General features: G+C 67.2%; 24 protein-coding genes and 1 pseudogene. 14 read left to right on the top strand and 11 right to left on the bottom strand.

Features of this window, described 5'->3' with window-relative positions; translation table 11 throughout:
- Nucleotides 1–66 precede the first annotated feature (66 nt).
- From KW835_RS25385 to KW835_RS25375, 3 genes are all read right to left on the bottom strand, one after another.
- On the bottom strand, nt 67–531 hold the full coding sequence (locus KW835_RS25385) for a MaoC family dehydratase (RefSeq protein WP_218387529.1): 465 nt from the start codon (nt 529–531) through the stop codon (nt 67–69).
- A 102-nt stretch (nt 532–633) separates the two neighbouring features.
- The gene (locus KW835_RS25380) at nt 634–1,251 is read right to left on the bottom strand and encodes a ParA family protein (protein WP_218387528.1); all 618 of its coding nucleotides are present in this window, start codon (nt 1,249–1,251) and stop codon (nt 634–636) included.
- 153 nt (nt 1,252–1,404) lie between these two features.
- Nucleotides 1,405–2,043 carry a LysE family transporter gene (locus KW835_RS25375; protein ID WP_218387527.1) on the bottom strand — a complete coding sequence of 213 codons (639 nt, stop codon included), beginning with the start codon at nt 2,041–2,043 and terminating at the stop codon, nt 1,405–1,407.
- Nucleotides 2,044–2,314: 271 nt separating this feature from the next.
- Between KW835_RS25375 and kefC the strand changes: the two genes are divergently transcribed.
- Nucleotides 2,315–4,219, top strand: coding sequence for a glutathione-regulated potassium-efflux system protein KefC (gene kefC, locus KW835_RS25370; RefSeq protein ID WP_218387526.1), 1,905 nt, complete (start codon nt 2,315–2,317; stop codon nt 4,217–4,219).
- A gap of 85 nt (nt 4,220–4,304) precedes the next feature.
- Here the strand turns inward: kefC and KW835_RS25365 are convergent, their stop codons facing one another.
- Entirely contained in the window at nt 4,305–4,730 is a 426-nt protein-coding gene (locus tag KW835_RS25365; RefSeq protein ID WP_218387525.1) for a hypothetical protein, read from the bottom strand.
- A 371-nt stretch (nt 4,731–5,101) separates the two neighbouring features.
- Between KW835_RS25365 and KW835_RS25360 the strand changes: the two genes are divergently transcribed.
- The 9 genes from KW835_RS25360 (at nt 5,102) to KW835_RS25320 (ending at nt 13,903) form a co-directional block, all read left to right on the top strand.
- On the top strand, nt 5,102–7,165 hold the full coding sequence (locus tag KW835_RS25360; RefSeq protein WP_218387549.1) for a TonB-dependent siderophore receptor: 2,064 nt from the start codon (nt 5,102–5,104) through the stop codon (nt 7,163–7,165).
- A 32-nt stretch (nt 7,166–7,197) separates the two neighbouring features.
- On the top strand, nt 7,198–8,361 hold the full coding sequence (locus KW835_RS25355; protein WP_218387524.1) for a PepSY domain-containing protein: 1,164 nt from the start codon (nt 7,198–7,200) through the stop codon (nt 8,359–8,361).
- A 160-nt stretch (nt 8,362–8,521) separates the two neighbouring features.
- The gene (locus KW835_RS25350; RefSeq protein ID WP_218387523.1) at nt 8,522–9,388 is read left to right on the top strand and encodes a hypothetical protein; all 867 of its coding nucleotides are present in this window, start codon (nt 8,522–8,524) and stop codon (nt 9,386–9,388) included.
- The gene (locus KW835_RS25345) at nt 9,385–9,732 is read left to right on the top strand and encodes a hypothetical protein (protein ID WP_218387522.1); all 348 of its coding nucleotides are present in this window, start codon (nt 9,385–9,387) and stop codon (nt 9,730–9,732) included. Before KW835_RS25350 ends, KW835_RS25345 begins: the two co-directional genes overlap by 4 nt.
- Nucleotides 9,733–9,858: 126 nt before the next feature.
- Nucleotides 9,859–10,506: a trimeric intracellular cation channel family protein gene (locus KW835_RS25340; protein WP_218387521.1), complete on the top strand. Its 648-nt coding sequence runs from the start codon at nt 9,859–9,861 to the stop codon at nt 10,504–10,506.
- Nucleotides 10,507–10,628: 122 nt separating this feature from the next.
- On the top strand, nt 10,629–11,336 hold the full coding sequence (locus KW835_RS25335) for a transglutaminase family protein (protein WP_218387520.1): 708 nt from the start codon (nt 10,629–10,631) through the stop codon (nt 11,334–11,336).
- On the top strand, nt 11,333–11,821 hold the full coding sequence (locus tag KW835_RS25330) for a PaaI family thioesterase (RefSeq protein ID WP_218387519.1): 489 nt from the start codon (nt 11,333–11,335) through the stop codon (nt 11,819–11,821). The genes KW835_RS25335 and KW835_RS25330 overlap by 4 nt, the downstream gene beginning before the upstream one ends.
- A 163-nt stretch (nt 11,822–11,984) precedes the next feature.
- Complete coding sequence (locus KW835_RS27010) at nt 11,985–12,617, top strand: helix-turn-helix transcriptional regulator (protein ID WP_255593941.1); 633 nt, start codon at nt 11,985–11,987, stop codon at nt 12,615–12,617.
- Nucleotides 12,614–13,903, top strand: a complete 1,290-nt coding sequence (locus KW835_RS25320) for a type II toxin-antitoxin system HipA family toxin (RefSeq protein ID WP_218387518.1) — start codon at nt 12,614–12,616, stop codon at nt 13,901–13,903. Before KW835_RS27010 ends, KW835_RS25320 begins: the two co-directional genes overlap by 4 nt.
- A 29-nt stretch (nt 13,904–13,932) precedes the next feature.
- On the opposite strand, the gene KW835_RS25315 is transcribed toward KW835_RS25320, so the two are convergent.
- Nucleotides 13,933–14,826 (bottom strand): LysR substrate-binding domain-containing protein, encoded by an 894-nt coding sequence (locus tag KW835_RS25315; protein WP_218387517.1) that lies wholly within the window; start codon nt 14,824–14,826, stop codon nt 13,933–13,935.
- A 120-nt stretch (nt 14,827–14,946) separates the two neighbouring features.
- Here KW835_RS25315 and KW835_RS25310 point away from each other — a divergent pair, with 120 nt between their 5' ends.
- A complete protein-coding gene (locus KW835_RS25310; protein ID WP_218387516.1) occupies nt 14,947–15,549 on the top strand; it encodes a short chain dehydrogenase in 603 nt (200 codons plus the stop codon).
- Nucleotides 15,550–15,636: 87 nt separating this feature from the next.
- Here the strand turns inward: KW835_RS25310 and KW835_RS25305 are convergent.
- The 5 genes and pseudogenes from KW835_RS25305 to KW835_RS25285 all read right to left on the bottom strand — a co-directional run.
- Nucleotides 15,637–16,403: pseudogene (locus KW835_RS25305) on the bottom strand (Bug family tripartite tricarboxylate transporter substrate binding protein); the annotation flags it as partial.
- A 55-nt stretch (nt 16,404–16,458) separates the two neighbouring features.
- A complete protein-coding gene (locus tag KW835_RS25300; RefSeq protein ID WP_218387515.1) occupies nt 16,459–17,202 on the bottom strand; it encodes an SDR family oxidoreductase in 744 nt (247 codons plus the stop codon).
- On the bottom strand, nt 17,199–18,410 hold the full coding sequence (gene pcaF / locus KW835_RS25295) for a 3-oxoadipyl-CoA thiolase (protein ID WP_218387514.1): 1,212 nt from the start codon (nt 18,408–18,410) through the stop codon (nt 17,199–17,201). The genes KW835_RS25300 and pcaF overlap by 4 nt, the downstream gene beginning before the upstream one ends.
- Nucleotides 18,411–18,553: 143 nt before the next feature.
- A complete protein-coding gene (locus KW835_RS25290; RefSeq protein WP_218387513.1) occupies nt 18,554–19,207 on the bottom strand; it encodes a 3-oxoacid CoA-transferase subunit B in 654 nt (217 codons plus the stop codon).
- 29 nt (nt 19,208–19,236) lie between these two features.
- Entirely contained in the window at nt 19,237–19,938 is a 702-nt protein-coding gene (locus tag KW835_RS25285; RefSeq protein WP_218387512.1) for a 3-oxoacid CoA-transferase subunit A, read from the bottom strand.
- Between the two features lie 89 nt (nt 19,939–20,027).
- Here KW835_RS25285 and KW835_RS25280 point away from each other — a divergent pair, with 89 nt between their 5' ends.
- Entirely contained in the window at nt 20,028–20,828 is an 801-nt protein-coding gene (locus tag KW835_RS25280; protein ID WP_218387511.1) for an IclR family transcriptional regulator C-terminal domain-containing protein, read from the top strand.
- 99 nt (nt 20,829–20,927) lie between these two features.
- Here KW835_RS25280 and KW835_RS25275 read toward each other — a convergent pair whose 3' ends face one another.
- Nucleotides 20,928–21,149, bottom strand: a complete 222-nt coding sequence (locus tag KW835_RS25275; protein ID WP_218387510.1) for a hypothetical protein — start codon at nt 21,147–21,149, stop codon at nt 20,928–20,930.
- A gap of 206 nt (nt 21,150–21,355) precedes the next feature.
- Between KW835_RS25275 and KW835_RS25270 the strand changes: the two genes are divergently transcribed.
- Nucleotides 21,356–21,790: a DUF1841 family protein gene (locus tag KW835_RS25270; protein ID WP_218387509.1), complete on the top strand. Its 435-nt coding sequence runs from the start codon at nt 21,356–21,358 to the stop codon at nt 21,788–21,790.
- Between the two features lie 238 nt (nt 21,791–22,028).
- Entirely contained in the window at nt 22,029–24,617 is a 2,589-nt protein-coding gene (locus KW835_RS25265) for a bifunctional diguanylate cyclase/phosphodiesterase (protein ID WP_218387508.1), read from the top strand.
- The last annotated feature ends 35 nt before the right edge of the window (nt 24,618–24,652 follow it).

The following is a 24,652-nucleotide window of genomic DNA, read 5'->3' as shown; positions in this document are numbered from 1 at the left end:
CTTCCCGAATGGCGCAGCCATTCGAGAGAAGGGGGAAGCGGCACAGCCGCTCAGGGGGTTGTCCTTCTACGCCGGTGCGCCGAAATTGCGCGCCAGCGACTCTGCCACGCACACCGGCTTGTCGCTGCCCTCGCGCTCCACCGTCACCAGCCACGTCATCTGGATGCCATCGGGCGCCACAGGCTCGGCAGCCTGCAGCGTCAGGCGTGCCCGCAGGCGGCTTCCCACAGGCACGGGCGCCGTGAAGCGCACCTTGTTGAGCCCGTAGTTCACGCCCATGCGCGAGCCCTCGATGGTCAGGCCCGTCTCGAAGAACTGCGGGATCAACGACAGCGTGAGAAACCCGTGCGCGATCGGCGCGCCGAACGGCCCGGCCTTCGCACGCTCCGGGTCCACATGGATCCACTGGTGGTCGCCCGTGGCCTGGGCGAACAGGTTGACCTGTTCCTGCGTGATGGTGATCCATTCGGTCACGGCGACCTCCTGGCCCACGCAGGCACTGACTTCGGAGTAGGAGCGGAAGATTTTCATGCTGGCAATGTAGCGCCGCCCCCCGGACCGCCTTGTCTGGCACGGGACAGGTGTTTTCCCGCAGAGTTTCTTGCTTCACAGAGTCCTTCAAAACCGTGTCGGTCATGCGTCGAGCCAGGTGCGGATGCCTTGCCACTGCTCCAGGTCCCGCGCCACGCGGCCCGGCGCCACGTCGAACAGCGTGAGGCCGTGTGCCGCCAGGTGCACGTAGTTCTGCGTGTCGCGAAGGTAGCCCAGCACCGGGAAGCCCAGGTTGTCCACGAAGTGGTGCAACTGCTCCGCAGCCTTGGTGCGCGCATCCACTCGCATGCCCACGATTCCTACGGGTACGCCCGCGGCGTGGCGGTGCTCGGCCAACTGGTCCAGGAAGCTGCGCGTGGCGAAGATGTCGAACACGCTGGGTTGCAGGGGCACGATGATCTTGTCGGCCAGCTTGAGCACGTCGTTCAGGCGCCAGCCGTGCAGGCCGGCGGGGGTGTCGAGCACCGCATGCGTGGTGCCCTTGGGCGGGCGGCTGATCACGTCCGAACTGGCATCCCAGCTCCCTATTTCACGCGCGGCGGGCGGGCGCAGGCCCAGCCACAGCCGGGCGGACTCCTGCCGGTCGGTATCGCCCAGGATCACGGGGTGCCCCTGGCTCGCAAAGTAGCCCGCGATGTTGGTGGACAGCGTGGACTTGCCCACGCCGCCCTTGGGATTGGCGACAACGATCACTGGCATGAGGAACTCCTTGGAATCAGTCGGTCCACGAACAACAATTGCAAGCCATATCGAGCTCTGGCTCTTTAAATGGAAGCGCCAGCAGCTATTAAATCAAGAGCAATTTCCGCGAAATGTTCTGACCGCGATGATGCCGCCACGGCGGTCCACGGGTCAGGCGTGCTGCCCGCCCCGCTTGACGAAGAACAGCCCCGCACCCACCGCCATCAGAAGTCCGCCGAACACCCGGTTCTGCGTGCGCACGGCCCGCGCGCTGCGCATCAGGCGGCGCAGCGCGCTGGCCCCGAAAGCGTAGCCGTGCATCACCACCACGTCCACCGTCAGCGTGGTGGCGGCCATCACCAGCAGTTGCGTCCATAGCGGGCGGGTGTCGGTCATGAACTGCGGCAGCACGGCCACCATGAAGATGATGCCCTTGGGGTTGGTGGCATTCGTCAAAAAGCCGGTCAGGCAACGCTTTTGCCATGTGCCCGCCGACGCGGCCTCGTCGCCCTGCACGGGCGAGGCATCGCCTGCGCGCCACTGGTTGAAGCCCACGTAGATCAGGTAGCAGGCGCCCAGCACCTTCACGATGCTGAAGGCCAGCTCGGACGCCAGCAGCAGCGAGCCAACGCCCGCCCCGGCCACCAGCAGGATCAGCAGCAGCCCCAGTTGCAGGCCGAAGATGGTGGCCCCGGTCTTGCGCACGCCGTACGACAGGCCATGGCTCATCGACAGCACGGCCCCGGAGCCGGGCGACACCGCAATCAGGCACGACGCCGCAAAAAAAGCCAGCCAGGTCTGCAAGTCCATGAGTTCACACCGCGAGAAAGCCAAAGGGGGCCCGCATCTTAGCAACGCAGCCCGCCCAGCGTCTTGACGCAGCCAGAAACAGCCGCTCGCGCCTTTCCACCAAACGCCGACAGCTATCAAAATAGAAGCACCAAGGCCATCCGTGCGCAACCGTCCCGCAGTCGGCGCGCAAAACACCACGCAGCGGCCGACGCGCGCTCACCGCAGTGCCAGAATCCTTGCCACCGCCCGACCACCTTCCCGCCCCTGCACCCAGCTCCCCGGTTCAAACATGGAACACGCCCCCACCTGGCTCACCTACGGTTTTCTTTACCTCACCGCGGCGGTGCTGGCCGTGCCCATCGCCAAGGCGCTGGGCTTGGGGGCGATCATCGGCTACCTGGCGGCGGGCATCGCCATCGGCCCCTGGGGCCTGGGCCTGGTGAGCAATGTCCAGGACATCCTGCACTTTGCCGAGTTCGGCGTGGTGCTGATGCTGTTCCTGGTGGGGCTGGAGCTGCAGCCCAGCCGCCTGTGGGCGTTGCGCCGCCCCATCTTCGGCACCGGCACCGCCCAGGTGCTGGGCTGCGCGGCCGTGCTGTTCGCGCTGGGTTCCCTCGCGGGCCTGCCCTGGCGCGTGAGCCTGGTGGGCTCGCTGGGCCTGGCGCTGTCGTCCACGGCCATCGCGCTGCAGGTGCTGGCCGAACGCAACCTCATGCGCACACAGAGCGGCCAGGCGGGCTTTTCGATCCTGCTGTTCCAGGACGTGGCGGCCATCCCCATCCTGGCGCTGCTGCCGGTGCTGGGCGCCGCTGCAGGCGACGGCGCGGGCCACACGCCGGGGGGGATGGCGCTGGAGGTGTTCAAGATCGTCGGTGTCATCGCCGCCATCATCCTGGGCGGGCGATTGCTGCTGCGCCCCGTGCTGCGGTGGATCGCCAAGAGCAACACCCCCGAGATCTTCACTGCTGCGGCGCTCCTGCTGGTGGTGGGCATCGCCTACCTGATGGTGATGGTGGGCCTGTCGATGGCACTCGGCGCCTTTCTGGCCGGCGTGCTGCTGGCCGACAGCGAATACCGGCGCGAGCTCGAAGCCGACATCGAGCCCTTCAAAGGCCTGCTGCTCGGGCTGTTCTTCATCGCCGTGGGCATGAGCATCGACTTCGGCGTGATCCTGCGCTCGCCCGGCCTCATGGCGGCCATCCTGGTGGGCTTTCTCGCCGCCAAGGCCTTCGTCATCTATACGCTGGCCAAGCTCGTGAACATCCCCTACCAGGAACGCCCGGTGTTCACGCTGCTGCTGGCCCAGGGCGGCGAGTTCGCCTTCGTGGTGTTCCAGGCCGCCGCCGGCGCCAGCGTGTTTCCGGCCGAGACGGCCTCGCTGCTCATCGGCGCCGTGGCGCTGTCGATGCTCATCAGCCCGCTGCTGCTCGTGGCGATGGACCGCGTGCTGCTGCGCCGCTATGCGCACGTCAAGGCACCTGCGGCCGAAGAAATTTCCGAGCCGCAGGAAGCGCCCATCGTCATCGCGGGCTTCGGCCGCTACGGCCAGATCGTCTCTCGCGTGCTGCTGGCCCAAGGCCTGCGCACCACCGTGCTGGACCACAGCGTGGAGATGCTCGAAGTCGCCCGCACCTTCGGCTACCGCGTGTTCTACGGCGACGCCACGCGGCTGGACCTGCTGCGCATCGCCGGGGCCGAGCATGCGCGCATCCTCGTCATCGCGGTGGACGACGCCGATCAGTCCCTGCAGATCGCCAAGCTCGCGCGCGAGCACTTCCCCCACCTGCAGGTCGTGGCCCGCGCACGCGACGTCACCCACTGGAACAAGCTGCGCGATGTCGGCGTGACGCTGGTGCAGCGCGAACTGTTCGAGTCCAGCCTGCAAAGCGCCCACACGGTGCTGGAACTGATGGGCCTGCCTCCCGCCGAAGCGACAGCGATCACCCAGCGCTTTCGCGCGCACAACATCGCACTGGCCGACCGCATGTACCCCCACCACAAGGACCGCGCCAAGTTCATCGCCGTGGCGCGGGAAGGCCGCAACCAGTTTGCCGAGCAGATGGCGAGGGAGCGGCAGGAGAATGCGGCGCTGGGTGCGGCCGGGGGCGCATACCCGGGCTACGGCGCGGCGGAGGATGGACAAAGCGGCGAACACCCCGCTGACACCCAGGCCTCAGAGAAAAATGCGCCGTGACGCATATCTACATTACGCCTGAAGCTATCGATTCAATAGCATTCACTGCGGCCAGGTGTGCGTACAGCCCTGGCCCCGGAGCCCGCTAGCGCCGGCACAGGGGGGCGACTTCATGAACCCGGCTGTAGCCAAATGCGGGGGTCAATGAAATGCAGCCAGCCCCGGGGTCTGCGCTTGGCACCCAGGCCACGATGTCGGAGCTGCCTTGCGCTTGCGCCACAAACTCGCGCATGCGGCCGTGTTCGTAGGACGCACTGGCAGGTGATTCACAAAAAAGCGTCGTGCTGGTGTAGCTGCGTCCATCCAGGGAATAGGAAAACTGCACGTCCGGCACGCCCACCCGATTGCCGCCCCGCGGGTGCTGCCGGGGCACCACGGAAGTGAAGGTCACGGGAACGGAGTAGCGCGTGCACGCCGGTGGTGGGCGGTCGTCGAAAAGCACCACTGCCGTGACCACCAGCACGGGTCCCAGGATCAGTGCCAGCCCCAGGGCTGCAGCAATACGTCTCACCACACATCCTCTCAGCGATCAAGAGCCCGAGAGTTTGCCCCAGTTTCTCATCCCGCAGTAAGGCCGGTGGCCGGCCAACCGCCCCAGGGACGCTGCCGCACAGGAACATCGCGGCGTGCTCTCAAACGATAACTATTCGCATTACAATCCCTACCCTCCCGCCAGCCAGCGTCCCGGAACACAACGCGAGCCAGTGCACCCCGCGTTTTTGCCCACCCTCCACCACCGGGACATCCATGTCTTTGAAGCACTCCCGCGCGGCCCTGGCGTCCAGCGCTGCCCGCCGCACCTTTGCGTTTTCGAATCCCTCCGCCCGCCAGGCCCGCCTTTTCGCCCTGACCCCGCTGGCCCTGTGCCTGGCCCAGGCAGCGATGGCGCAACAGGCCGGGGCCCCGGCTGCGGAAACCACGGCCCCCGCCGCCGTCGCGGCCCCTCAGTTGCAGGAAGTGCGCATCAACGCCAGCACCGAAAAGGACATGGGCTTTGCCCCCGTCGAAGCGCAGACCGCCGGCAAGGCCCCCATGCGGCGGCTGGAGACGCCGCAGTCGGTCAGCGTGGTCACGCGCGAACAGATGGAGTCGCGCCAGATCGTGAACGTGCAGCAGGCGCTGCAGACCGTGGCAGGCGTGAGCCCCGTCAACTTCGGGCGCCGGGGGTTCGACGACATCAACATCCGTGGCTTTCGCTCCACCGAATCCATCCTGGTGGACGGCCTGGTGCAAAGCCCCGGCATGTGGGCCAAGCTGCAGCCCTACGGCTACGAGCGCTTCGAGGTGCTCAAGGGCACGGCCTCGGTGCTCTACGGCCAGGTGCAGCCTGGCGGCATCGTCAATGCGGTGAGCAAGCGGCCCAAGAAGGAGGCACTCAATGAAGTGGGCGTGGAAGTGGGCAGTTTCGGCCAGCGCACGCTGCAGGCCGATGTGAACCGGCCGCTGTCCGAATCGGGCAAGACGGCGCTGCGGATCAACGCGCAGGTGTCCGAGTCCGACGACCCGACGCAGTTCGTCTACCGCAAGGACCGCTGGTTCGCGCCCTCGCTGTCCATCGACTTGGGTGCGCAGACCGACCTGGTGCTGTTTGCCACCTACAGCCGCAGCGAATGGATGCGCCAGCAGGGCATCACGCCCTACGGCACGCTGCTGCCCAACCGCAATGGCACGCTGTCCCGCACGCTGTTCACGGGCGAGCCGGCCTTTGGCGTGTACGACGTGGAGAGCACCACGGTGGGCTATGCGCTGGAGCACAAGCTGTCCGACGCCATGACCTTGCGCCAGAACGTGCGCTACGAGACCGAGAAAGGCACGGGCAATTTCGTCTCCAACCAGGCCCTGCAGGCCAACCAGCGGCTGCAGAACCGCCAGGCATCGCGCCAGTACATGGACTACGACCTGCTGGCCACCGACACCTCGCTGCTCTCGCGCTTCGAGGCACTGGGCGCCAAGCACCAGCTCGTCACCGGCCTGGATGTGCGCAGCGGCCACAGCCTTCTGGCCAGCCGCACCTGCCGTATCGGCGCGCTCGACCTGTTCGCGCCGGTGTACGGCATGCAGGCCACCTGCCCCGAAGCACTGACCAGCGATGCGCCCGCCAAGCTCACGGTGGCGGGCCTGTACGCGCAGGACCAGATCAAGTTCGGCGAAGGCTGGACGGCCCTCGTGGGCCTGCGCCGCGACTGGTCCACCAACGACACCGACAACCGCGTGGCGAACACCCAGACGCGCCAGAAGGACAGCGCCACCACGCTGTCGGCCGGCCTGGTCTACGAGTTCAAGCCCGGCTGGGCCGCGTACGGCAGCTACGGCGAATCGTTCCTGCCCCAATCGGGCCTGACCTTTGCGGGATCGAACTTCGTGCCCGAGACCGGCAAGCAGTGGGAGGCCGGCGTGAAGTATGAGTCGCCCAATGGCCAGCTCACCGGCGCGCTCGCCGTGTTCGACCTGGTGCGCGAGAACGTCACCACCGCCGACCCGGTGAACACCGGCTTCAGCGTGCAGACCGGCCAGCAGCGCGCGCGCGGCCTGGAGCTGGAGCTGGGCGCCGACCTCAAGAACGGCTGGAAGCTGACCAGCGCCTACACCTACACACAGACCAAGGTCACGCGCGACAACAATGCCGCCATCGTGGGCCTGCCGCTGAACCTCACGCCGCGCCACACGCTCACCGCGTGGGCCACCTACAAGCTGCCGCAGTACTCGCGCGTGACGCTGGGCGTGGGCGGGCGCTATGTGAGCGAGCAGATCGGCTCGTACCCCTTCACGCTGCCGTCGTACGTGGTGGCCGATGCGTCCATCAGCTACGCGGGCGACAACTACCGCGTGACGGCCGGCGTGAAGAACGTGTTCAACAAGGCGTACTACGACGGCGCGATCAATGCCAACGTGGTCTCGCCCGCGCTGCCGCGCAACTTCAGCGTGGGCGTGGCGTACTTCTTCTGATCCCCTTGGGCCCCTCGCGCGCCACCGCCACCATGACCAGTCAGCGCACCCTCAACCGCCTCTTCGTCCTGCACTCCTGGGCGGGCATCGTCACGGGGCTCCTGCTGTTCATCGTGTGCTTCTCGGGCGCGGTGGTGGTCTTCAAGAACGAGATCGACCTGTGGGCCAATCCGTCGCTGGCGAAGTTGCCCCGGTCGGAGCACCCGGCATCGCTCGACGCGGTGCTGACCCAGCTGCACACCCGCTACCCCGGCGCCACGGTGGAGACCATCGCGCTGCCCGATGCGGTGAACCCGAGCTACTTCGCCTTCATCCGCGAGCGCGGCGCACCCGCCAGCACGCGCACCAAGGTCGCCATGCGCTCGGACACCGGCGCGGTGGTGGGCCCGGTGGACAGCCAGCTGGGCCAGTACCTGCGCATGCTGCACGTGTTCCTGTTCTTCGGGCCGCGCTGGATCGTGGGCTTTCTGGGCGCGGCCATGCTGGTGCTCATTGCCACCGGCATCGTCATCCACCGCAAGATCCTGGCCGAGCTGTTCACCCAGCGCTGGGGCCGCAGCTTTCGCGTGGTGATGTCCGACCTGCACAAGTCCGCCGGCATCTGGGGCTTGTTCTTTCACATCCTGATCGCTGCCACGGGCGCGTGGATGGGCCTGGCACCGCTGTTCGAGCAGGGCTACAAGTACGTGACCACCAGCAGTGCCTCCGCCCCGGCAGCGGCTGCAAAACCTGTGCGCAAGGCAGCCGCGGGCGACGCGGCCGAGCCGGTGCGCATGCAGTCACTGGACGCGCTGTACGCGACCGCGCAGCAGGCCGTACCGGGCCTGGAGGCCCGCTATGTCTCCATGCGCCGCTGGGGCACCGACACGGCCGAGGCCGGATTCACCGGGAATCTGAACAACCACCTGGCCAGCACCGCGCGGGTGGACATCAACGCCGCGACGGGCGTGCCGAAAAAGGTGCACGACCCGCGCACGGCGGGCTTCTGGTCGCTCGTCAACGGGCTCATGGAGCCGCTGCACTTCGGCGACTTCGGCGGGCTGGCGCTCAAGTGGCTGTACTTCTTTCTGGGCATGACACCGGCCTTTTTGTCGATCTCGGGCACGCTGATCTGGTTGGACGCTCGCCAGCAGCGCCGGCGCGAGGCCGAGACTGCGCAAGACGCTGCGGGGGGCGGCATCGCGGCGGCCGGCTGATACCCATTGAACCGTTCACGCGGAGCCTGTCGACGCGCCGGGCAAGGCTTCGACAGGCTCCGCCCGGACGGTATCGAATGACCGAACGCCCATCCGAATGAGGCCCCGATCCGCTCCCATGTCCAGCTCCAAGCCGCCGGATTCTTCTATTCCTTCGACCATGCAACGCTTCTTCCTGGCCCTGCACGCCACCACGCCCGCCGCGCTGGTCGTGGCGGTGTTCGTGCATTTGTGGGGGCCGTCCGGCCTGCCCTCGCTGGCGCAGCGGCCGGTGTGGGCGACGTGGGTGCTCATCGGCGTGTGGCTGCTGATGTCCGCATTGGCCGCTGCCGCGCTGCGCACCCTCGCGCTGTGGCGCGTGGCACTGGGCGGCGCTGGCGCCATGCTGGTGATGGCAGGTCTGGCGGGCTGGGTGCTGGGCAGCGCGCAGGCGCCTGCCATGTGCGCCAGCCTGGCCGCCGTGGGCATGGCCTGCGCGGGCATCGCTGTCTTCATCGGGCCGCAGCGGGTACAGGCGCATCGGCGCAAGGCGGTCCGCCCTGCTGCCGTGGCAACGTCCGGCACCGCTGCACACCCCGTGGCACCGCCACGCTCCCGCTGGCACCCGCGCGGCTGGGGCCGCCTGGTGGTGCCCGCGCACCTGCCGTTCTGGCTGAGCGGTGTGCTGGCCGTGGAGTCGTTCCGGCTCGCCCACATCGTCGCCACGGAGCCTGCAAGATCCTCCGGCATGCTGGGCCTGCTGCTGTCCTTCTTCGTGGCCCTGCCGGCTGCCACGCTGCGCCACTGGGCGCCCCGCACCACCGCGCTGCTGTGGACACTGGCGGCACTGGCCTATGGCGGCCTGGCGGCCAAGGCCGGGCTGGTGCAGTGGGCGGCGGCGTCCGCGCTGTGCGCGCTGGCCGCCGCCGCCCCGTGGCTGCTGCGTGCAGTGCGTGCGATGCCCGCAATGCGCGGACGGCGCGCGGGCCACGCCACGCCGCATCCGCCTGCCCCCGCCGCAAATCCCCAGCCCCCGGAGACCGCATGAACGAAATCACCGGCGCGTGCGCCGCACTGGCTTCCCTGATGGCCCTGACCGGCTGGGCCCGCACCGTGTCCACCCGCGCCTGGGGCGACGGAACCGGGGCATCGGGGCGCGCCTTTGCCATGGCGCTGGCCACCCTGGTGCTGCAGGCCCTGGCCGCCACCACGGCGGCGGGGCTGGCGGCCGGCCTGGCCCTGGTGGTGGCCGCATGGATGGTGCTGGGCTGGCTGCTGGTGCTGTCCATGAACCAGTGGCCCACCGCCAGCCTGCAGTGGGCCCGCCGGCTGGGCGCGCTGGGCGGCACCGGCTGTGTGCTGGCGCTGGCCTGGCAGCTCGTGCGGGCGTGATTTTTTTGGGTCAAACCAGGCTCCAGCGCTTGATAAACAAGCGCTAATAGCTACATTTTCAATAGCAATTTGGGTGCACCCCGGAGCTTGCCCTTCCTCGCGCGGCGCCACGGCACAATCGCGCCCATGGACCCTTCGCTGCTCGACGCCCCCTGGGTGCACACCCTGCGCTTTCTGCTGGAAGTGGCGGCCACCATCGCGTTCGCACTGTCGGGCGTGATTGCGGCCGCGCGCAAGCGGCTCGACGCCGTGGGCGTGTGCGTGCTGGCCTTCGTCGCAGCCTTTGGCGGCGGCACGCTGCGCGACCTGCTGCTGGACCAGCGGCCCTTCTTCTGGATCCGCCACACCGGTTTTGTCTGGGGCATCCTGGCCCTGTGCGTGGGCGCCATGCTGTTCATGCGCCAGCGCCACTTCGAGCCCACCGAGCGCGCCATGCTCGTGCCCGACGCCATCGGCCTGGGCCTGTTCGCGGCGGTGGGCCTGGACATCGCCACCGCCATCGGCATGGAGCCGATCATCGCGGTGATGATGGGCGTGATCACCGGCGTCTTCGGCGGCGTGCTGCGCGACGTGCTGTGCAACGAGGTGCCCCAGGCCTTCAGCGACCACCGGCCGTATGCGCTGTGCGCCTTCGCCGGCGGCTGGGCCGACGTGGCCCTGCGCCACCTGCACGCCCCGGACTGGGCGCCCCTGGTGGCCTGTGTGCTGCTCACGGCCGGGCTGCGCGGCCTGGCGCTGTGGCGCAACTGGGAGCTGCCGGCCTGGCGGGTGTGACGCCACCGAAACCCCATGGCCTGCGGCCTGCGCGCGTCATCCGGCACACTGCCCCTTGGCACGACCGTGACAGCCTCGCACCGCAGCGGCAGTCACACTGGGCCGCAAGGAGACAAAGAACCATGACCCCGGACCACCCCACGCCCGCTGCGCTGCGGGCCACCGCGCTCATCGACAGCGACGCCCCGGCCGTGCAGGCCTTCGCAGCCGAGCACGCACGCGGCGCCACCGACCGTGAACGCGCCATCGCCCTGTACCTGGCCGTGCGCGACGGCTTTCGCTACGACCCCTACCGCATCGACCTGTCGCCCGAGGGCATGGCGGCCAGCAGCGTGCTGGCCAACGGCCACGGCTGGTGCGTGCCCAAGGCCGCGCTGCTCACCGCCGCGTGCCGCGCTGCGGGCATCCCCGCGCGCATGGGCTTTGCCGACGTGCGCAACCACCTCAGCACCGAGCGCATGCGCGAGACCATGAAGACCGACCTCTTCATCTGGCACGGCTATACCGACATCTGGCTCGGCGGACAGTGGCGCAAGGCCACGCCGGCTTTCAACATCGAGCTGTGCGACCGCTTCGGGCTGCTGCCGCTCGAATTCGACGGCGAGAACGATTCCATCTACCACCCGTTCGACAAATCCGGCGCGCGCCACATGGAGTATGTGCACCAGCGCGGCGCCTTCGACGACATGCCGCTCGCGCAGATCGTGGCGGACTTCCAGGCCGTGTACAGCGGCTGGCTCGATACCGGCAGCAGTGGCCGCAGCAGCACCACCAGCGCGCTGAACGGAGCGAGCTTCGACGCGGACGTGTCGCGCGAGGTAGCCCGGTGACCGGGCACCGCGAGGGCAGCCCCGCCGCAGACACCTTTGCGCCAGACAACCCGCCCGCGATTCCGGAGGGCTTCGGCGTGCTCGGCGCTGGCGGCCCCTTCATCCAGAGCAACGGCCCGCTGTTCCTGCGCCGGCAGGGTGCCGAAGTCCAGTTCGGATTTCGCGTCGAGCAGCGCCATGTGAACACCATGGGCAACCTGCACGGCGGCATGATGGCCACGTTCTGCGACATGCTGCTGCCGCTGTCAGTGCACCACAAGACCACCGAGCTGGAAGGCCGCTTCCTGCCCACCATCAGCCTGCAGGTCGACTACCTGGCCCCGGTCCGGCTGGGCATGTGGGTGCAGGGTGAGGCGGGCCCGCTGCGCATCACACGATCGCTGGTGTTCGCCCAAGGCCTGGTCACCGCCGATGGCGAGCCGTGCGCACGGGTGAGCGGGGTGTTCAAGATCGGGCCGGAAGTGCCTGGCATGGCGGTGGAGTGATCCGCTCAGGCCCCGCAAAAGGAATGCACAGGACGGAAAATTCATTCATAGACATGCATAAATTGCCAATTTTTATGCATCTATGAATACTTTCCCTCCGATTCATTTGCGGAAAGTTAATTCATAGATGTTCTTTTAAATATTATTCAGATAACATCTATGAATGCCATCCCAAAACACCAAGCCCGCTGACTACCCCCAGGCAGTTCTTCAGCAGATCGCGTTGCTCGCGCAGAACATCGTGATTGCACGCAAGCGCCGAAAGGAAACGCAGGCCCAGTGGGCCCAGCGGCTGGGCGTATCGCAACCCACCATGGCGCGCATCGAGCGCGGCGACCCGTCGGTGTCCATGGCGTCGTATGTGATGTGCATGTGGCTCATCAACCAAGCCCAGGGACTGGCCGACCTGATTGCGCCGCAGAACGACCTCACATCGCTGGAGCTTGAAGTGGCCAGAGCCCGGCCACGGCGCGCTGCGCAGGCTGCGGCGCACAAAGACGCGAAGGCGCCAGCAAGCACCGCAAAACCTGCGGTCCTGCCGCCCGTCTCAAACACCAGCGTACCTGCCCGCCTGGGAGCCGCGCACTTTGTCCAAGAGACGAAGGGCTCCTTCGAGGGAACAAGCCCTGCCAACCCAGCAAAAAAGGCCATGCAGAAGACCACTGGGTTGAGCCCCGAAGAACAGATCGAGCAAGCCTTGCAAGTCGTGGGGCTCGGCGCGCCGAACCGCTCGCCCAACAGCACGGCCGCAGGCCTGGCCGCGCTGATCGCGGGGCACAAGAAAGCGCGGCCATGAGCCCGCAGTCCGCCGCGCCGCAGGTCATGCCGCAGTCCTACCTGCCGCAAGACACGCTCTACGTCTGGGCGCTGGTCAACCCCGCACAGCCCGTGCTGACCGGAGCGGTGGGTCTGTCGCAGCTGGTGCCCAACTGCGCCACGTTCACCTACGCAGCAGACTGGTGGCAGTTTGCGCTGAGCGAAGACCTTCCCTTGCTGGCAGGCCAAGCGTACAGCGCGGGCCACAAGGACAGCGCTCCTGGCGCCATCGACGATGCGCGGCCAGACCGCTGGGGCGAGCGCATCATCCGCCACATCGACCGCCCCGCACGCCTGTCCATTCTGGAGATGCTGCTGTTTGCCGGTGACGACCGCTTTGGCGCGCTGGGTATCTCGACATCGGCCGACCACTACATCCCCCGCCGCATCGGGCCGTACCCGCAGTTGCGCGATCTGGAGGCCATGGTGCGGGCGGTGGAAGAGGTGCAGTCACAAGCTCCGGTCACCCCCGAGATCCAGCGGCTGGTGCAGCCTGGCGTGACGCTGGGCGGGGCGCGGCCCAAGGCGCTGCTGCAAACCGACAGCGGCCCTTGCGTGATCAAGTTCAGCGAGCTGGACGACACCGTGGACACGCCCCTCATCGAGCACGCCACCATGACGCTGGCGGAGCAGGCGGGCATCCATGTGGCCTCCACGGGCGTTCTGCCCCTTGCATCGCGGTTGGGCAGGGGACCGCGGCGCCACGCACTCACGATCCAGCGGTTTGACCGTGTGCAACTGGATACGCTGAGCCTGCGCGTGCACTGCATCTCTGCCAGGACAGCGCTGGCAGCGGCGGGACTGGCCGAAAGCTATGGAGCACTCGCCACCGTGCTGCTGCGCCAAGCACACCCCGACAGGCAGAAGGCACTGCGCGAAGAGCTGTTTCGGCGCATGGTGTTCAACATCCTCATGGACAACACCGATGACCACGAGCGCAACCACTGCCTGCGCCTGGGCTTTGACGGGTACTACGACCTGGCCCCTGCGTTCGACGTGGTGCCCACGCTGCAGAACATGGGCTACCAGGCCATGGTGGTGGGCCGGCACGGCGCGCAGTCCACGCTGGACAACGCGCTGACCGATCTGAGCGAATTCGGCATCACGCGGGCACGTGCCATCGCACTGATCCAGGAAGTCGCCCAGGCGGTCGAGCAATGGCCCCGGCACTTTCTGCAGCACGGCGTCTGCGCGGCAGACATGGAGCAGTTGGCGGCCAGCATCGACCGCGATGCACTCCGGCAGCAGCGCCGGGCGTTCTGCTGAGCCTCCTTCTGCGAGAACTTCAAAGCCGTTCAGTTCTCTTGCGCACCCAGACGCTCCACCACGTACTCCACAAACCGCGACAGCTTGGGCAACTGCCGCCGGTCGGGCGCATACACCAGGTGCACCGGGCGCGGCACCGGCAGGCAGTGCTGCATCACCGGCACGAGTGCCCCGCTGGCCAGGTCGGCCGCCAGCAGCACCTCGGGCTGCATGATGAGGCCCAGGCCGCTCAACGCCGCCTGCCGCAGGCCGTCGCCCTGGTTGCAAATGAGGCGTGCGTTCTCGGGCCAGTAGAACTGTTCGCTGCCGTCGCGCAGCGTCCATTCCACCCTGCGCTGCCACACCGAGTGGCTCAGGCATTGGTGGCGGCCCAGGTCGGCCGCGCGCTCGGGCGTGCCGTGGCGCTGCAGATAGGCGGGTGCGGCGGCGATCACCATGCGGTACGGGCGCAAGGAGCGGGCCACCAGGCCTTCGTCCACCACCCTGCCGATGCGCACCGCGGCATCAAAGCCTTCGCCCGCCAGGTCCACCACGCTGTCGGTGAGCTGCAGGTCCACGCGCACCTGCTGGTGGCGCTGCAGGAAGTCGGCCACCAGCGGCGCGATGACGTGGCTGCCCAGCGTGAAGGGTGCGCTCACGCGCAGCAGGCCCTGCGGCACGGCGCGGCTGCGCTCCACGGCGGACTCGGCCCAGCGCACCTGCTCCAGCACGCGCTTGCAGTCCTCGTAGAACGCGGCGCCCACCTCGGTCAGGCTGTTCTGGCGCGTGCTGCGCTGGAACACGCGCGCCCCCAGGTAGGCTTCGAGCTGCTGGATGTGCTTGCCCACCATCACCGCCGATATCTGCAGTTGCCGGGCGGCTGCGGCAAAGCTGCCGGCCTCGGCCACGGCCACCATGACTTCCATGTTGCGCAGCCTGTCCATGGGCCGATTCCTAATCAATGGTTAGTACAAAAAGAAGACCAATGTACTTTATGCATTGATTGATTTTTAAAAGAATCAAGGCCTGTCTGTTCCCCCCACCTATCTACCGAGGAAAACACCATGTCCAAGATTCTTCTCATCGGCGCCAGCGGCACCATCGGCCAGGCCGTGATGGCCAACCTGGGCGCACGCCATGACGTGATCACCGCAGGCCGCAGCAGCGGCACGCACCGCGTGGACTTTGCGCAGCCGGGCACGGTCGCTCAGTTGTTCGCGGCGGTGGGGCATGTCGACGCAATCATCAGCACCGCAGGCAACCTGCATTTCGGCCCACTGGCCGAGATGACGGCCGAGCAGTTCAACATCGGCCTGCAGGACAAGCTTTTGGGCCAGGTGCAACTGGCGCTCATCGGCCAGAAGGTTCTGAAGGATGGCGGATCGATCACGCTGACGAGCGGCATCGTCGGGGTCGAGCCCATCCGCAATGGCGCCAATGCGACGGCGGTGAATGCCGCCATCGAGGGCTTCGTGGCCGCAGCCGCCATCGAGCTGCCACGCGGCCTGCGCATCAATGCGGTAAGCCCCACGGTCCTGGCCGAGTCGGTGGGTGTGTATGGCCCCTTCTTCCCGGGCTTCGAGCCCGTGCCCGCGGCGCGCGTGGCGCTCGCCTACCAACGCAGCGTGGAAGGCGCGCAGACGGGGCGCGTGTACCGCGTGCAATAACCCGGCCCTGAAAGAAAAATAGCTTCCAGCGCTTGATGGGAAAGCGCTGGAAGCTATCAATATCGTAGCTTCAATCGACCGGGGAGCTCAGTCCAGGCTCGCGCCGGACTCCTTGACGACCTTGCCCCACTTCACCGACTCGGCCTGGATGAAGGCTGCAAACTGCTCGGGCGTTTCGCTGTACGTCTCGGCGCCCTGCTCGTTGATCTTCTTCTTCACCTCGGCCTGGTTCAGCACCTTCGCCAATGCGGTGTTGAGCTTGGCCAGCACAGGTGCGGGCGTGCCGGCGGGCGCAAACATGCCAAACCACGAGGTGGCTTCGTAGCCGGGCACACCGGCTTCGGCGATGGTCGGCACATTGGGCAGCTCCGGCGAGCGCTTGGCCGTGGTTACGGCAATGGGCACCAGCTTGCCGCTGCGCACGTGCTGGATGGAAAGAATCTGCCCAAGGCCTTTTCGGGGTCCCCAAAAAGGCCTTGGGCAGATTCTTCGGGCATGTTGTCGAACATGATGCCGATCTGGTTGCCCAGCAGGTCGGTCACGGCCGGGGCGCTGCCCTTGTAGGGCACGTGCACCATGTCCACCTTGGCCAGGCTCTTGAACAGCTCGCCCGACAGGTGAATGGAGCTGCCATTGCCCGACGAGCCGAAGTTGACCTTGCCGGGGTTGGCCTTGGCGTAGGCGATCAGCTCCTTCACGCTCTTGTAAGGCTGTGCAGGGTTGGCTACCAGCAGATTGGGCACGTTGGCCACGCGCGTGAGCGGCGCGAAGTCCTTGATGGGATCGAAGGGCATCTTCTTGTACAGCGCGGCGTTGATCGCGTGCGTGCCCACGGTGCCCATGAACAGGGTGTGGCGCAGCCATTCGAGAGAAGGGGGAAGGCGCGAAGCGACTCAGGGGGTTGTCATCTCATGCAGGTGCCACGCCCAGCGTGGTGCCTCCGCACACATACAAAACCTGGCCCGTCACGAAACCGTTGTCGGGCGAGAGGAAAAACAGCGCCGCGCGCGCCACATCGTCGGGCGTGCCCATGCGGCCCACGGCGATGCTGTTCAGGATGCGCTGCGTCTGCGGCGCACCGTCGGGGTTGCTCTGGCGGAAAAGCTCAGTGGCGATGGGCCCGGGGCCAATGGCGTTGACGGTGATGCCGTCACGCCCCAGCTCCATGGCCAGCGTGCGTGTCATGCCGATCATTCCGGCCTTGGTGGCGGAGTAGACGATGCGCTCGCCCTTGCCCAGTGCGGCGCGCGACGACATGTTGACGATGCGGCCCTGACCGCTGGCGCGCAGCGTGGGCAGAAAAGCCTGCACCAGCAGCATGGGCGCACGCAGGTGCAGGCCAACCACGTCATCCAGCTGCGAGGTGGTCGCGGTGTCAATGGTGCCGGGGCGCGTGGCACCCGCGTTGTTCACCAGCGCCGTGACGTTGTGCTTGGCCGCAATCTCGGCAGCGCGCTCACGGGTCGAGGCTTCGTCGGTCAGGTCGCCCTGGTACGAGGTGAGTTGCGGGTGGCTCCAGGCCGGTAGCACGTAGTCGAGGTTGACCACGGCGCGGCCCTGGGCCAGCACGGCTTCGGCAATGGCGCGGCCAATGCCGTTGCTCGCGCCTGTGATGACGGTGACAGGAATGCTTTTGGAATCCGCCACGGTCACACGCGCTCCAGGATGATCGCAATGCCCTGGCCCACGCCGATGCACATGGTGCACAGCGCGTACTGGCCGGCGTGTTCATGCAGTCGGTTGACGGCGGTGGTCACCAGGCGGGCGCCGCTGGCCCCCAGCGGGTGGCCCAGCGCAATGGCGCCGCCCCAGGCGTTCACACGTGCGTCGTCGTCCTTGATGCCCAGCGCGCGCAGCACGGCCAGGCCCTGCGCGGCGAAGGCTTCGTTGAGCTCGATCACGTCCAGGTGGTCGATGGTCAGGCCCGTCTGCGCCAGCACCTTCTGCGTGGCGGGCGTGGGGCCAAAGCCCATGATGCGCGGCGCCACACCGGCCACCGCCATGCCCACCACGCGGGCGCGGGGCTTGAGGCCGTACTTGGCGGCGCTGGCTTCGTCTGCCAGCAGCAGCGCGCAGGCGCCGTCGTTCACGCCCGACGCATTGCCCGCCGTCACCGTGCCATCGGGCCGCACCACGCCCTTGAGCTTGGCCAGCGCTTCCAGGCTGGTCTCGCGCGGGTGCTCGTCCTGGCTGACGACGATGGCGTCGCCCTTCTTTTGGGGGATGTGCACCGGCACGATCTCGCGTGCCAGGTGGCCGGCCTTGATGGCCGCCACGGCGTTGAGCTGGCTGGCCAGGGCCATGCGGTCCTGCGCCTCCCGTTCGATGCCGAAGTCGGTGGCCACGTTCTCGGCGGTTTCGGGCATGGAGTCCACGCCGTACTTTTCCTTCATCAGCTTGTTGATGAAGCGCCAGCCAATCGTCGTGTCATACACCGCGTTGTTACGGCTGAAGGCCGACTCTGCCTTGGGCATGACGAAGGGGGCGCGGCTCATGCTCTCCACACCGCCCGCGATCATCAGGCCCGCCTCGCCCGCCTTGATGGCGCGCGCCGCGGTGCCCACGGCATCGAGCCCCGAACCGCACAGGCGGTTGATGGTGGCGCCGGGCACGTCGATGGGCAGGCCCGCCAGCAGGCTGCTCATGTGGGCCACGTTGCGGTTGTCTTCACCGGCCTGGTTGGCGCAGCCGTAGAGCACGTCGGTCACGGCCGCCCAGTCCACGCCGGGGTTGCGGTCCATCAGCGCCTTGATGGGGATGGCGCCCAGGTCATCGGTGCGCACGCTGGAGAGCGCGCCGCCGTAGCGGCCAAAGGGGGTGCGGATCGCGTCGCAGATGAAGGCTTGGCGTTGTTGGCTCATGGTTTTGTCTCCTCGTTTCTATGGACTCAGTGGAAATGTCCCCACACCGTTCACCCTGAGCTTGTCGAAGGGCTGCGCTGACAGCGCCCTGGCTTCGACAGGCTCAGCCCGAACGGATGGGGTGTGGTGACGAAATGACGCATTCAAACGGCGGCGGGGCGGATGGGCAGGCCCACCAGTTGCTCCAGCTCCGCCAGCGGCAGGCCGGGCACGGTGTCGATGAGCTGCAGACCGGCGGGCGTGCAGGCCAGTGTGCACAGATCGGTGTAGATGCGCTTCACGCACGCGACACCGGTGAGCGGGTAGCTGCATTGCGTGACGATCTTGCTGGCGCCCTGCTTGGTCAGCAGGTCCATCATCACCCAGGTCTGCTTGGCGCCGATGGCCAGGTCCATCGCGCCGCCCACAGCGGGGATGGCGCCGGGCTCACCCGTGCTCCAGTTGGCCAGGTCGCCCGTGGCCGACACCTGGAATGCGCCCAGCACGCAGATGTCCAGGTGGCCGCCACGCATCATCGCGAAGCTGTCGGCGTGGTGAAAATACGCGCCGCCCGGCAGCAGCGTGACAGGCTGCTTGCCGGCGTTGATGAGGTCGTAATCTTCCAGCCCCGCAGCGGGCGCCGGGCCCATGCCCAGGATGCCGTTTTCGCTTTGCAGGATGACCTCGCGGCCCGCAGGAATGTGGTTGGCCACCAGGGTGGGCTGGCCGATGCCCAGGTTGACGTAGGCGCCATCGTGGATGTCTTGCGCCACGCGTTTCGCCAAGTCTTCTTTACTACGCTTTTGATAGCTGCTCACGCTTTATCCTTGTGCGGTAGAGGCCGATTTCATGCCGATTTTTTGAAGCCACCGGCTTGCGTGGCGGTGCGGTCGATCTTCACGACATGCGTCACGTAGATGCCGGGCGTGACGATGGCCTCGGGGTCCAGTGCACCCAGTTCCACCACCTCGTGCACGGTGGCGATCGTGGTCTTGGCGGCAGTAGCCATCACCGGGCCGAAGTTGCGCGCAGACATGCGGTAGGTGAGGTTGCCCCAGCGGTCGCCCTGCTCGGCCTTGATGAGCGCCACATCGCCGTGGATGGGATATTCGAGCACGTAGTGTTTGCCGTTGATCTCGCGCGTCTCCTTGCCGGCAGCCAACTCGGTCCCGTGCGCCGTGGGGCAGAAGAAGGCGCCGATGCCGGCGCCCGCCGCGCGCAGACGCTCGGCCAGATTGCCCTGCGGCACGAGCTCGAGTTCGAGCTTGCCGCTGCGGTACAGGTCGTCGAACACGTAGCTGTCGACCTGGCGCGGAAAGCTGCAGATGATCTTGCGCACCCGGCCCGCCTTGAGCAGCGCGGCCAGGCCCTGGTCGGCATTGCCAGCGTTGTTGTTCACCACCGTGAGGTCGCTCGCTCCCTGGGCGATCAGGCCGTCAATCAGCTCACCGGGAATGCCGGCCGTGCCGAACCCACCTATCAACACCGTGGCACCATCCTTCACCCCCGCAAGGGCCTGGGCCACAGAGTCCGCCAGTTTGTTGATCATCGAAATGCTTTCGGGATTGCTGGAGTCAGTTTAGAATTTGTTCGCTTATAGAACAAATGTTCGCATAAAGAATTATAGAGGGCCTCCGTATGAACCTGGAAACGCTTCCCGCCAAAGACCCCAAGCCCAGCGACAGCTATGTGCAGTCGTTCGCCCGCGGGCTGGAGGTGATCCGCTCGTTCAGCGCTGCCCGGCCGGCGCAGACTCTGAGCGAAGTGGCCGCGCAGACCGGGCTGACCCGCGCGGGCGCGCGGCGCATCCTGCTCACGCTGCAGACGCTGGGCTATGTAGAGACGGACGGCAAGCTCTTTCGCCTGAGCCCGCGCATCCTGGACCTGGGCTTTGCGTACTTGTCGTCGCTGCCGATCTGGAACCTGGCCGAGCCGGTCATGGAGGACCTGGTGGAAGAAGTGCGCGAGTCGTCATCAGCCGCCGTGCTCGACGGCCTGGACATCGTCTATGTGCTGCGCGTGCCCACGCACAAGATCATGCGCACCAACCTGGGCGTGGGCTCGCGCCTGCCCGCGCCGTGGACGTCGATGGGCCGGGTGCTGCTGGCCGGGCTGCCCGATGCTGAGCTGCAGGCGCGCCTGGAACAGCACCCGCTGGAGCGGTTCACCGAGCACACCACCACCGAACTGCCCGCGCTGCTGTCGCGCATCCGCGAGGCACGCCAGCAGGGCTGGTGCCTGGTGAATCAGGAGCTGGAGGAAGGGTTGATATCAATCGCCGCGCCGCTCACCGACCGCACGGGCCGAACGGTCGCGGCCCTGAACATCAGCGGCCAAGCCAATCGAACCAGCGCGGCCATGATGCAGGAGACGCTGCTGCCCGCCTTGCTGGGCGCGGCCCGCACCATCTCGCGCATGATGGGTGCGCCACGCGGCTGACGGGCGCAGCAAGGGCAGACGGAAAAAGATCGCAGGGGCGCTGCGCGCCGCATGCGGGACCCACCCGCGGTCGGCTGGTGTGAAACTCTGCGCGCAGGCTCAGTTCTTGCGAAAACCGAACACCAGGACCATGCCGCCCAACACCATCGCGCCCAGGCTCATCCACTGAGGGATCTGCACGGACTCCTTCTCCTTCACGGTCAGCTCCAGCGGACCCAGCTTGGCCTGCGTGGTGTCCTTGGTGAAGCTGAAGCCACCGGTCAGAAAGCCCGCGAGGCCCAGCACCAGCAGCAGCACACCCGTGATTCGCATTGCAGTCATAAAACTCTCTCCCAAACACCGGGCCATTCATGAAATCTGGCAGATCGGACCCGGCCCTCTCTGCGTACCGCAAATGTAGGAGCGGCCGCAGTCGCGACACGTAGGACGGCGCCGCGCCGCAACAGCCGGCAAGCTCGCATGAAAACGGCTTTGCAGGCAACCCTGCTCCCACAGGGCCCGGGGCGTGCGTGCTAACCTCCCGGCCCATGTTCAGCCCCTCCCAAGCCGACGTGCGCCGCTTTCTCTGCGGCGTGCACACCAAGACCCAGGCCGGCGCCCCCATGGAAGCCATCGAGACGCTGGCCAGCCTGTGGATTGCCGAGCACCCCGAATACCATGCCGATCTGTCCGACGCCGACGCGGCCGTGGCCCGCAACTACGACGAAACCCCGGGCCAGACCAACCCCTTCCTCCATTTGTCGATGCATTTGTCGATCAGCGAGCAGTGCAGCATCGACCAGCCCCGCGGCATCCGCCAGGCCGTCGAACTGTTGACAGCGCGCCTGGACTCGCTGCACGACGCCCACCACGCCGCCATGGACTGCCTGGGCGAAATGCTCTGGGAAAGCCAGCGCGCGGGCCGCCCGCCCGACGGCCAGGCCTACATCGCCTGCGTGCAGCGGCGCGCGACCAAGGACTAAGGTCAGGCACCGCAACCCTCAGTCGCCACACGGGACCAGGGAGCTGCACGCCTGGCCGTAGGCTGCAGCACAACATCATCGGTAGAGCCAATTTTTTGGTGCGCTTGCGGCTTCTTCGTGGTGGCGCACACAATGGGTCCTGAAGGACCTGTAGGATCCATAGGACCCATCGACCCTGGCTGCGCGCGGCATGCTCCTTGCGTGCGGTCCGTACAGTCCGGCCACGGAGCCCCCACGGATGCGCGCATTTCAGCTCTCCCTGCGAACGGCCATCGCCGTGCCTTTTGCCATGCTGTTTGCAGCCACGGTGGCACTGCAGGCCGTCACGCAGCACCGGCAGATCACCGATCTCATCGACCAGGAAAGCGTGCGCCTGCTCGACGCCATCACCAACACTTCGCGCGGGCGCCTGGCCGAGTTCCTGGAGGCGCCGTTCCTCATCCAGCGCAGCATCGGCGATGCGATAGCGCGCCATGGCCTGTACCGCCCCGGGGACCTCCAGCCTGTGTATCTGCACCTGCAGGGCGTCTTTTCGTCGCTTTACGCCGAACACCAGCAAATCAGCCTGCTGAGCTTCGGCAGCCAGGCCGGCGAGTACGCGGGCATCCGCCGCGAGGCCAGCGCCCCAGGGGGCTTTAGGCTGATCCTCAAGGACAGCACGACGCGGGGCCTGATGAACGTGTACGAAGGCGACACGCCGGACAAGGTGGCCGCCGCGTTTCCCAACTACGACCCGCGCGTGCGGCCCTGGTACGCCCCGGTGGCGCAGTCGGGCAAGGCGCTGTGGTCGCCGATCTACACCACGGCCGGCGAGCGTGGCGACGTGACCATCTCCGCCGCCTCCCCCGTGGTGGCGCAGGGGCAACTGCTGGGCGTGATGGAGGCCGACGTGCGCCTGGACAGCCTGAGCCGATTCCTGCGCGAGGAACCTCTGCGCGGACAGGGCCATATCTTCATCACGGATGCGCAAGGCCGCATCGTGGCGCATTCAGAGGCCGGTGCGCCGCTCGGCGACCAGTTGGGCGCCTCCGGCCAGCGCGAGCGGCTGACCGTGGCACAAAGTGCAAGCCCGCAAATTCGCGCCGCAGGACCCTACCTTCAGCAGCAGGTGCCCCCGGCGGCAGGCACGGGTTTTCGGTTCACCTACCAGGACGAGCACTACTTCGGCCGCGTCACGCCGTATGCGGACACGCGCGGCATCGACTGGCGCATCGTGGTGCTGCTGCCCGAATCCGATCTGCTGGGCGACTCGCGCAGCGCCAACCGCCGGGCGCTGCTGGCCACCGCTGCCATCGCCGTGCTGGGCCTCATCCTCGGGCTATGGGTCATCGAGCGCGCCGCCCGCCCCATCCTCATGACGGCCGAAGCCGCCAACCGGATTGCACGCGGCGAATGGAGCACGGGCATCGAAAAAAGCAGCCCGCTGCTGGAGACCACCATCCTCGTGCACGCATTCAACCAGATGGCGGACCGGCTGCAGCGCTCGTTCAACCAGATGCGCGAGCTGCTCATCTACGACAGCCTCACACAGTTGCTCACACGCCGGGGACTGCTGGAACAGGCCAGTTGGACCGAACCGCAGCCGGCGGTGCTCGCGCTAGTGGGGCTGGACGCCTTCCGCGCCATCAACGACAACGTGGGCTACGGCACCGGCGATCGCCTGCTGCAGGCCGTCAGCGAGCGCCTGCGCGCCCGCCTGCCAGCGCCGGTACTCATGGCCCGCCTGGGTGGCGACGAGTTCGCGCTGCTGCACCTGAGCGGCGGCGATGCCGCGTCGCAAGCGCAGACTGCCAAGGCAGTGCTGGCCCTGTTCACCACGCCGTTTTCCGCCGGAGCAGACGAAGTCATGGTGCACGCATCGGTCGGCGTAGTGGGCGGGCACCTGCGCGGCGACAACCTGCCCGAATGGCTGCGCAACGCCAGCATCGCGCTGGGCGAGGCCAAGCGGCGCGGCCTGAACCAGTGCGTGGTGTTCGAACCCGCCATGGCAGAGCAATCGAAGGAGCGCGCACGATTGGCCAGTGAGCTGCGCCAGGCCCTGGAAAAGGACCAATTCCTCGTGCACTACCAGCCCGTGATCGAGCTGTCCACCGGCCGCGTGAGCGGCGCCGAGGCGCTGCTGCGCTGGCAGCACCCGACACGCGGCATGGTGCCGCCTGGCGTTTTCATTGCAGTGGCCGAAGAGTCAGACCTGATCCTCGCCTTGGGTGCCTGGGTGCTGCGACACGCCACGCAGGACATCGCGCGGCAGCTGCCGCAACTGCCCGAAGGGTTCGACCTGCATGTGAACGTGTCGGCGCGTCAGCTCATCCAGTCGGACTTCCCGGCCACGCTGCAGCAGGTGCTGGAAGCCAGCGGCCTGTCGCCCCAGCGGCTGACCCTGGAGTTGACCGAGTCGGTGCTGATCGAAGGCGACGCGGTGACAGGCCAGCGCCTGGCGCGCATCCGTGCGCTGGGCGTGAAGATCGCCATCGACGACTTCGGCACCGGCTACTCGTCGCTGGCCTATCTGAGCCGCCTGCCGTTCGACTGCGTGAAGGTGGACCAGAGCTTTGTGCGCAACCTGCTCGAATCGCCGCAGAACGCCGCCATCGTCACCGCCGTGCTGAACATGTCGCAGGGTTTCGGCGTGACCGTGGTGGCCGAGGGTGTGGAGACACAGGCCGCCGCGCAGCGCCTGCGCGAGATGGGCTGCGCCAGCGCGCAGGGGTACTGGTTCGGCCGCCCGGCGCTGCTGCAGGAGATGGACTTGTCGGTGCGTTCGCTGGACGGCGACGGCACGGGTTCGCTGCCCACACCATCGTCGACGTCATCGACGCAGGCATGAAAAAACCCGCCAGTGCGTGGCGGGTTGTTCTGGCT

The sequence above is a fragment of the Acidovorax sp. sic0104 genome (assembly GCF_019219095.1).
GTDB lineage: Bacteria > Pseudomonadota > Gammaproteobacteria > Burkholderiales > Burkholderiaceae_C > Acidovorax.
This window is presented reverse-complemented; position numbering and strand designations above follow the sequence as displayed.

Bases quoted from the DNA above. Each gene is read 5' to 3' on its own strand.
- KW835_RS25320 (WP_218387518.1), top strand. From the start codon at position 12,614: ATGAGCCCGCAGTCCGCCGCGCCGCAGGTCATGCCGCAGTCCTACCTG.
- KW835_RS25310 (WP_218387516.1), top strand. From the start codon at position 14,947: ATGTCCAAGATTCTTCTCATCGGCGCCAGCGGCACCATCGGCCAGGCC.
- KW835_RS25385 (WP_218387529.1), bottom strand. From the start codon at position 531: ATGAAAATCTTCCGCTCCTACTCCGAAGTCAGTGCCTGCGTGGGCCAG.
- KW835_RS25315 (WP_218387517.1), bottom strand. From the start codon at position 14,826: ATGGACAGGCTGCGCAACATGGAAGTCATGGTGGCCGTGGCCGAGGCC.
- KW835_RS25275 (WP_218387510.1), bottom strand. From the start codon at position 21,149: ATGACTGCAATGCGAATCACGGGTGTGCTGCTGCTGGTGCTGGGCCTC.
- kefC (WP_218387526.1), top strand. From the start codon at position 2,315: ATGGAACACGCCCCCACCTGGCTCACCTACGGTTTTCTTTACCTCACC.
- KW835_RS25340 (WP_218387521.1), top strand. From the start codon at position 9,859: ATGGACCCTTCGCTGCTCGACGCCCCCTGGGTGCACACCCTGCGCTTT.
- pcaF (WP_218387514.1), bottom strand. From the start codon at position 18,410: ATGAGCCAACAACGCCAAGCCTTCATCTGCGACGCGATCCGCACCCCC.
- KW835_RS25355 (WP_218387524.1), top strand. From the start codon at position 7,198: ATGACCAGTCAGCGCACCCTCAACCGCCTCTTCGTCCTGCACTCCTGG.
- KW835_RS25270 (WP_218387509.1), top strand. From the start codon at position 21,356: ATGTTCAGCCCCTCCCAAGCCGACGTGCGCCGCTTTCTCTGCGGCGTG.
- KW835_RS25280 (WP_218387511.1), top strand. From the start codon at position 20,028: ATGAACCTGGAAACGCTTCCCGCCAAAGACCCCAAGCCCAGCGACAGC.
- KW835_RS25345 (WP_218387522.1), top strand. From the start codon at position 9,385: ATGAACGAAATCACCGGCGCGTGCGCCGCACTGGCTTCCCTGATGGCC.
- KW835_RS25265 (WP_218387508.1), top strand. From the start codon at position 22,029: ATGCGCGCATTTCAGCTCTCCCTGCGAACGGCCATCGCCGTGCCTTTT.
- KW835_RS25335 (WP_218387520.1), top strand. From the start codon at position 10,629: ATGACCCCGGACCACCCCACGCCCGCTGCGCTGCGGGCCACCGCGCTC.
- KW835_RS25380 (WP_218387528.1), bottom strand. From the start codon at position 1,251: ATGCCAGTGATCGTTGTCGCCAATCCCAAGGGCGGCGTGGGCAAGTCC.
- KW835_RS25285 (WP_218387512.1), bottom strand. From the start codon at position 19,938: ATGATCAACAAACTGGCGGACTCTGTGGCCCAGGCCCTTGCGGGGGTG.
- KW835_RS25360 (WP_218387549.1), top strand. From the start codon at position 5,102: ATGGCGCAACAGGCCGGGGCCCCGGCTGCGGAAACCACGGCCCCCGCC.
- KW835_RS25350 (WP_218387523.1), top strand. From the start codon at position 8,522: ATGCAACGCTTCTTCCTGGCCCTGCACGCCACCACGCCCGCCGCGCTG.
- KW835_RS25375 (WP_218387527.1), bottom strand. From the start codon at position 2,043: ATGGACTTGCAGACCTGGCTGGCTTTTTTTGCGGCGTCGTGCCTGATT.
- KW835_RS27010 (WP_255593941.1), top strand. From the start codon at position 11,985: ATGCCATCCCAAAACACCAAGCCCGCTGACTACCCCCAGGCAGTTCTT.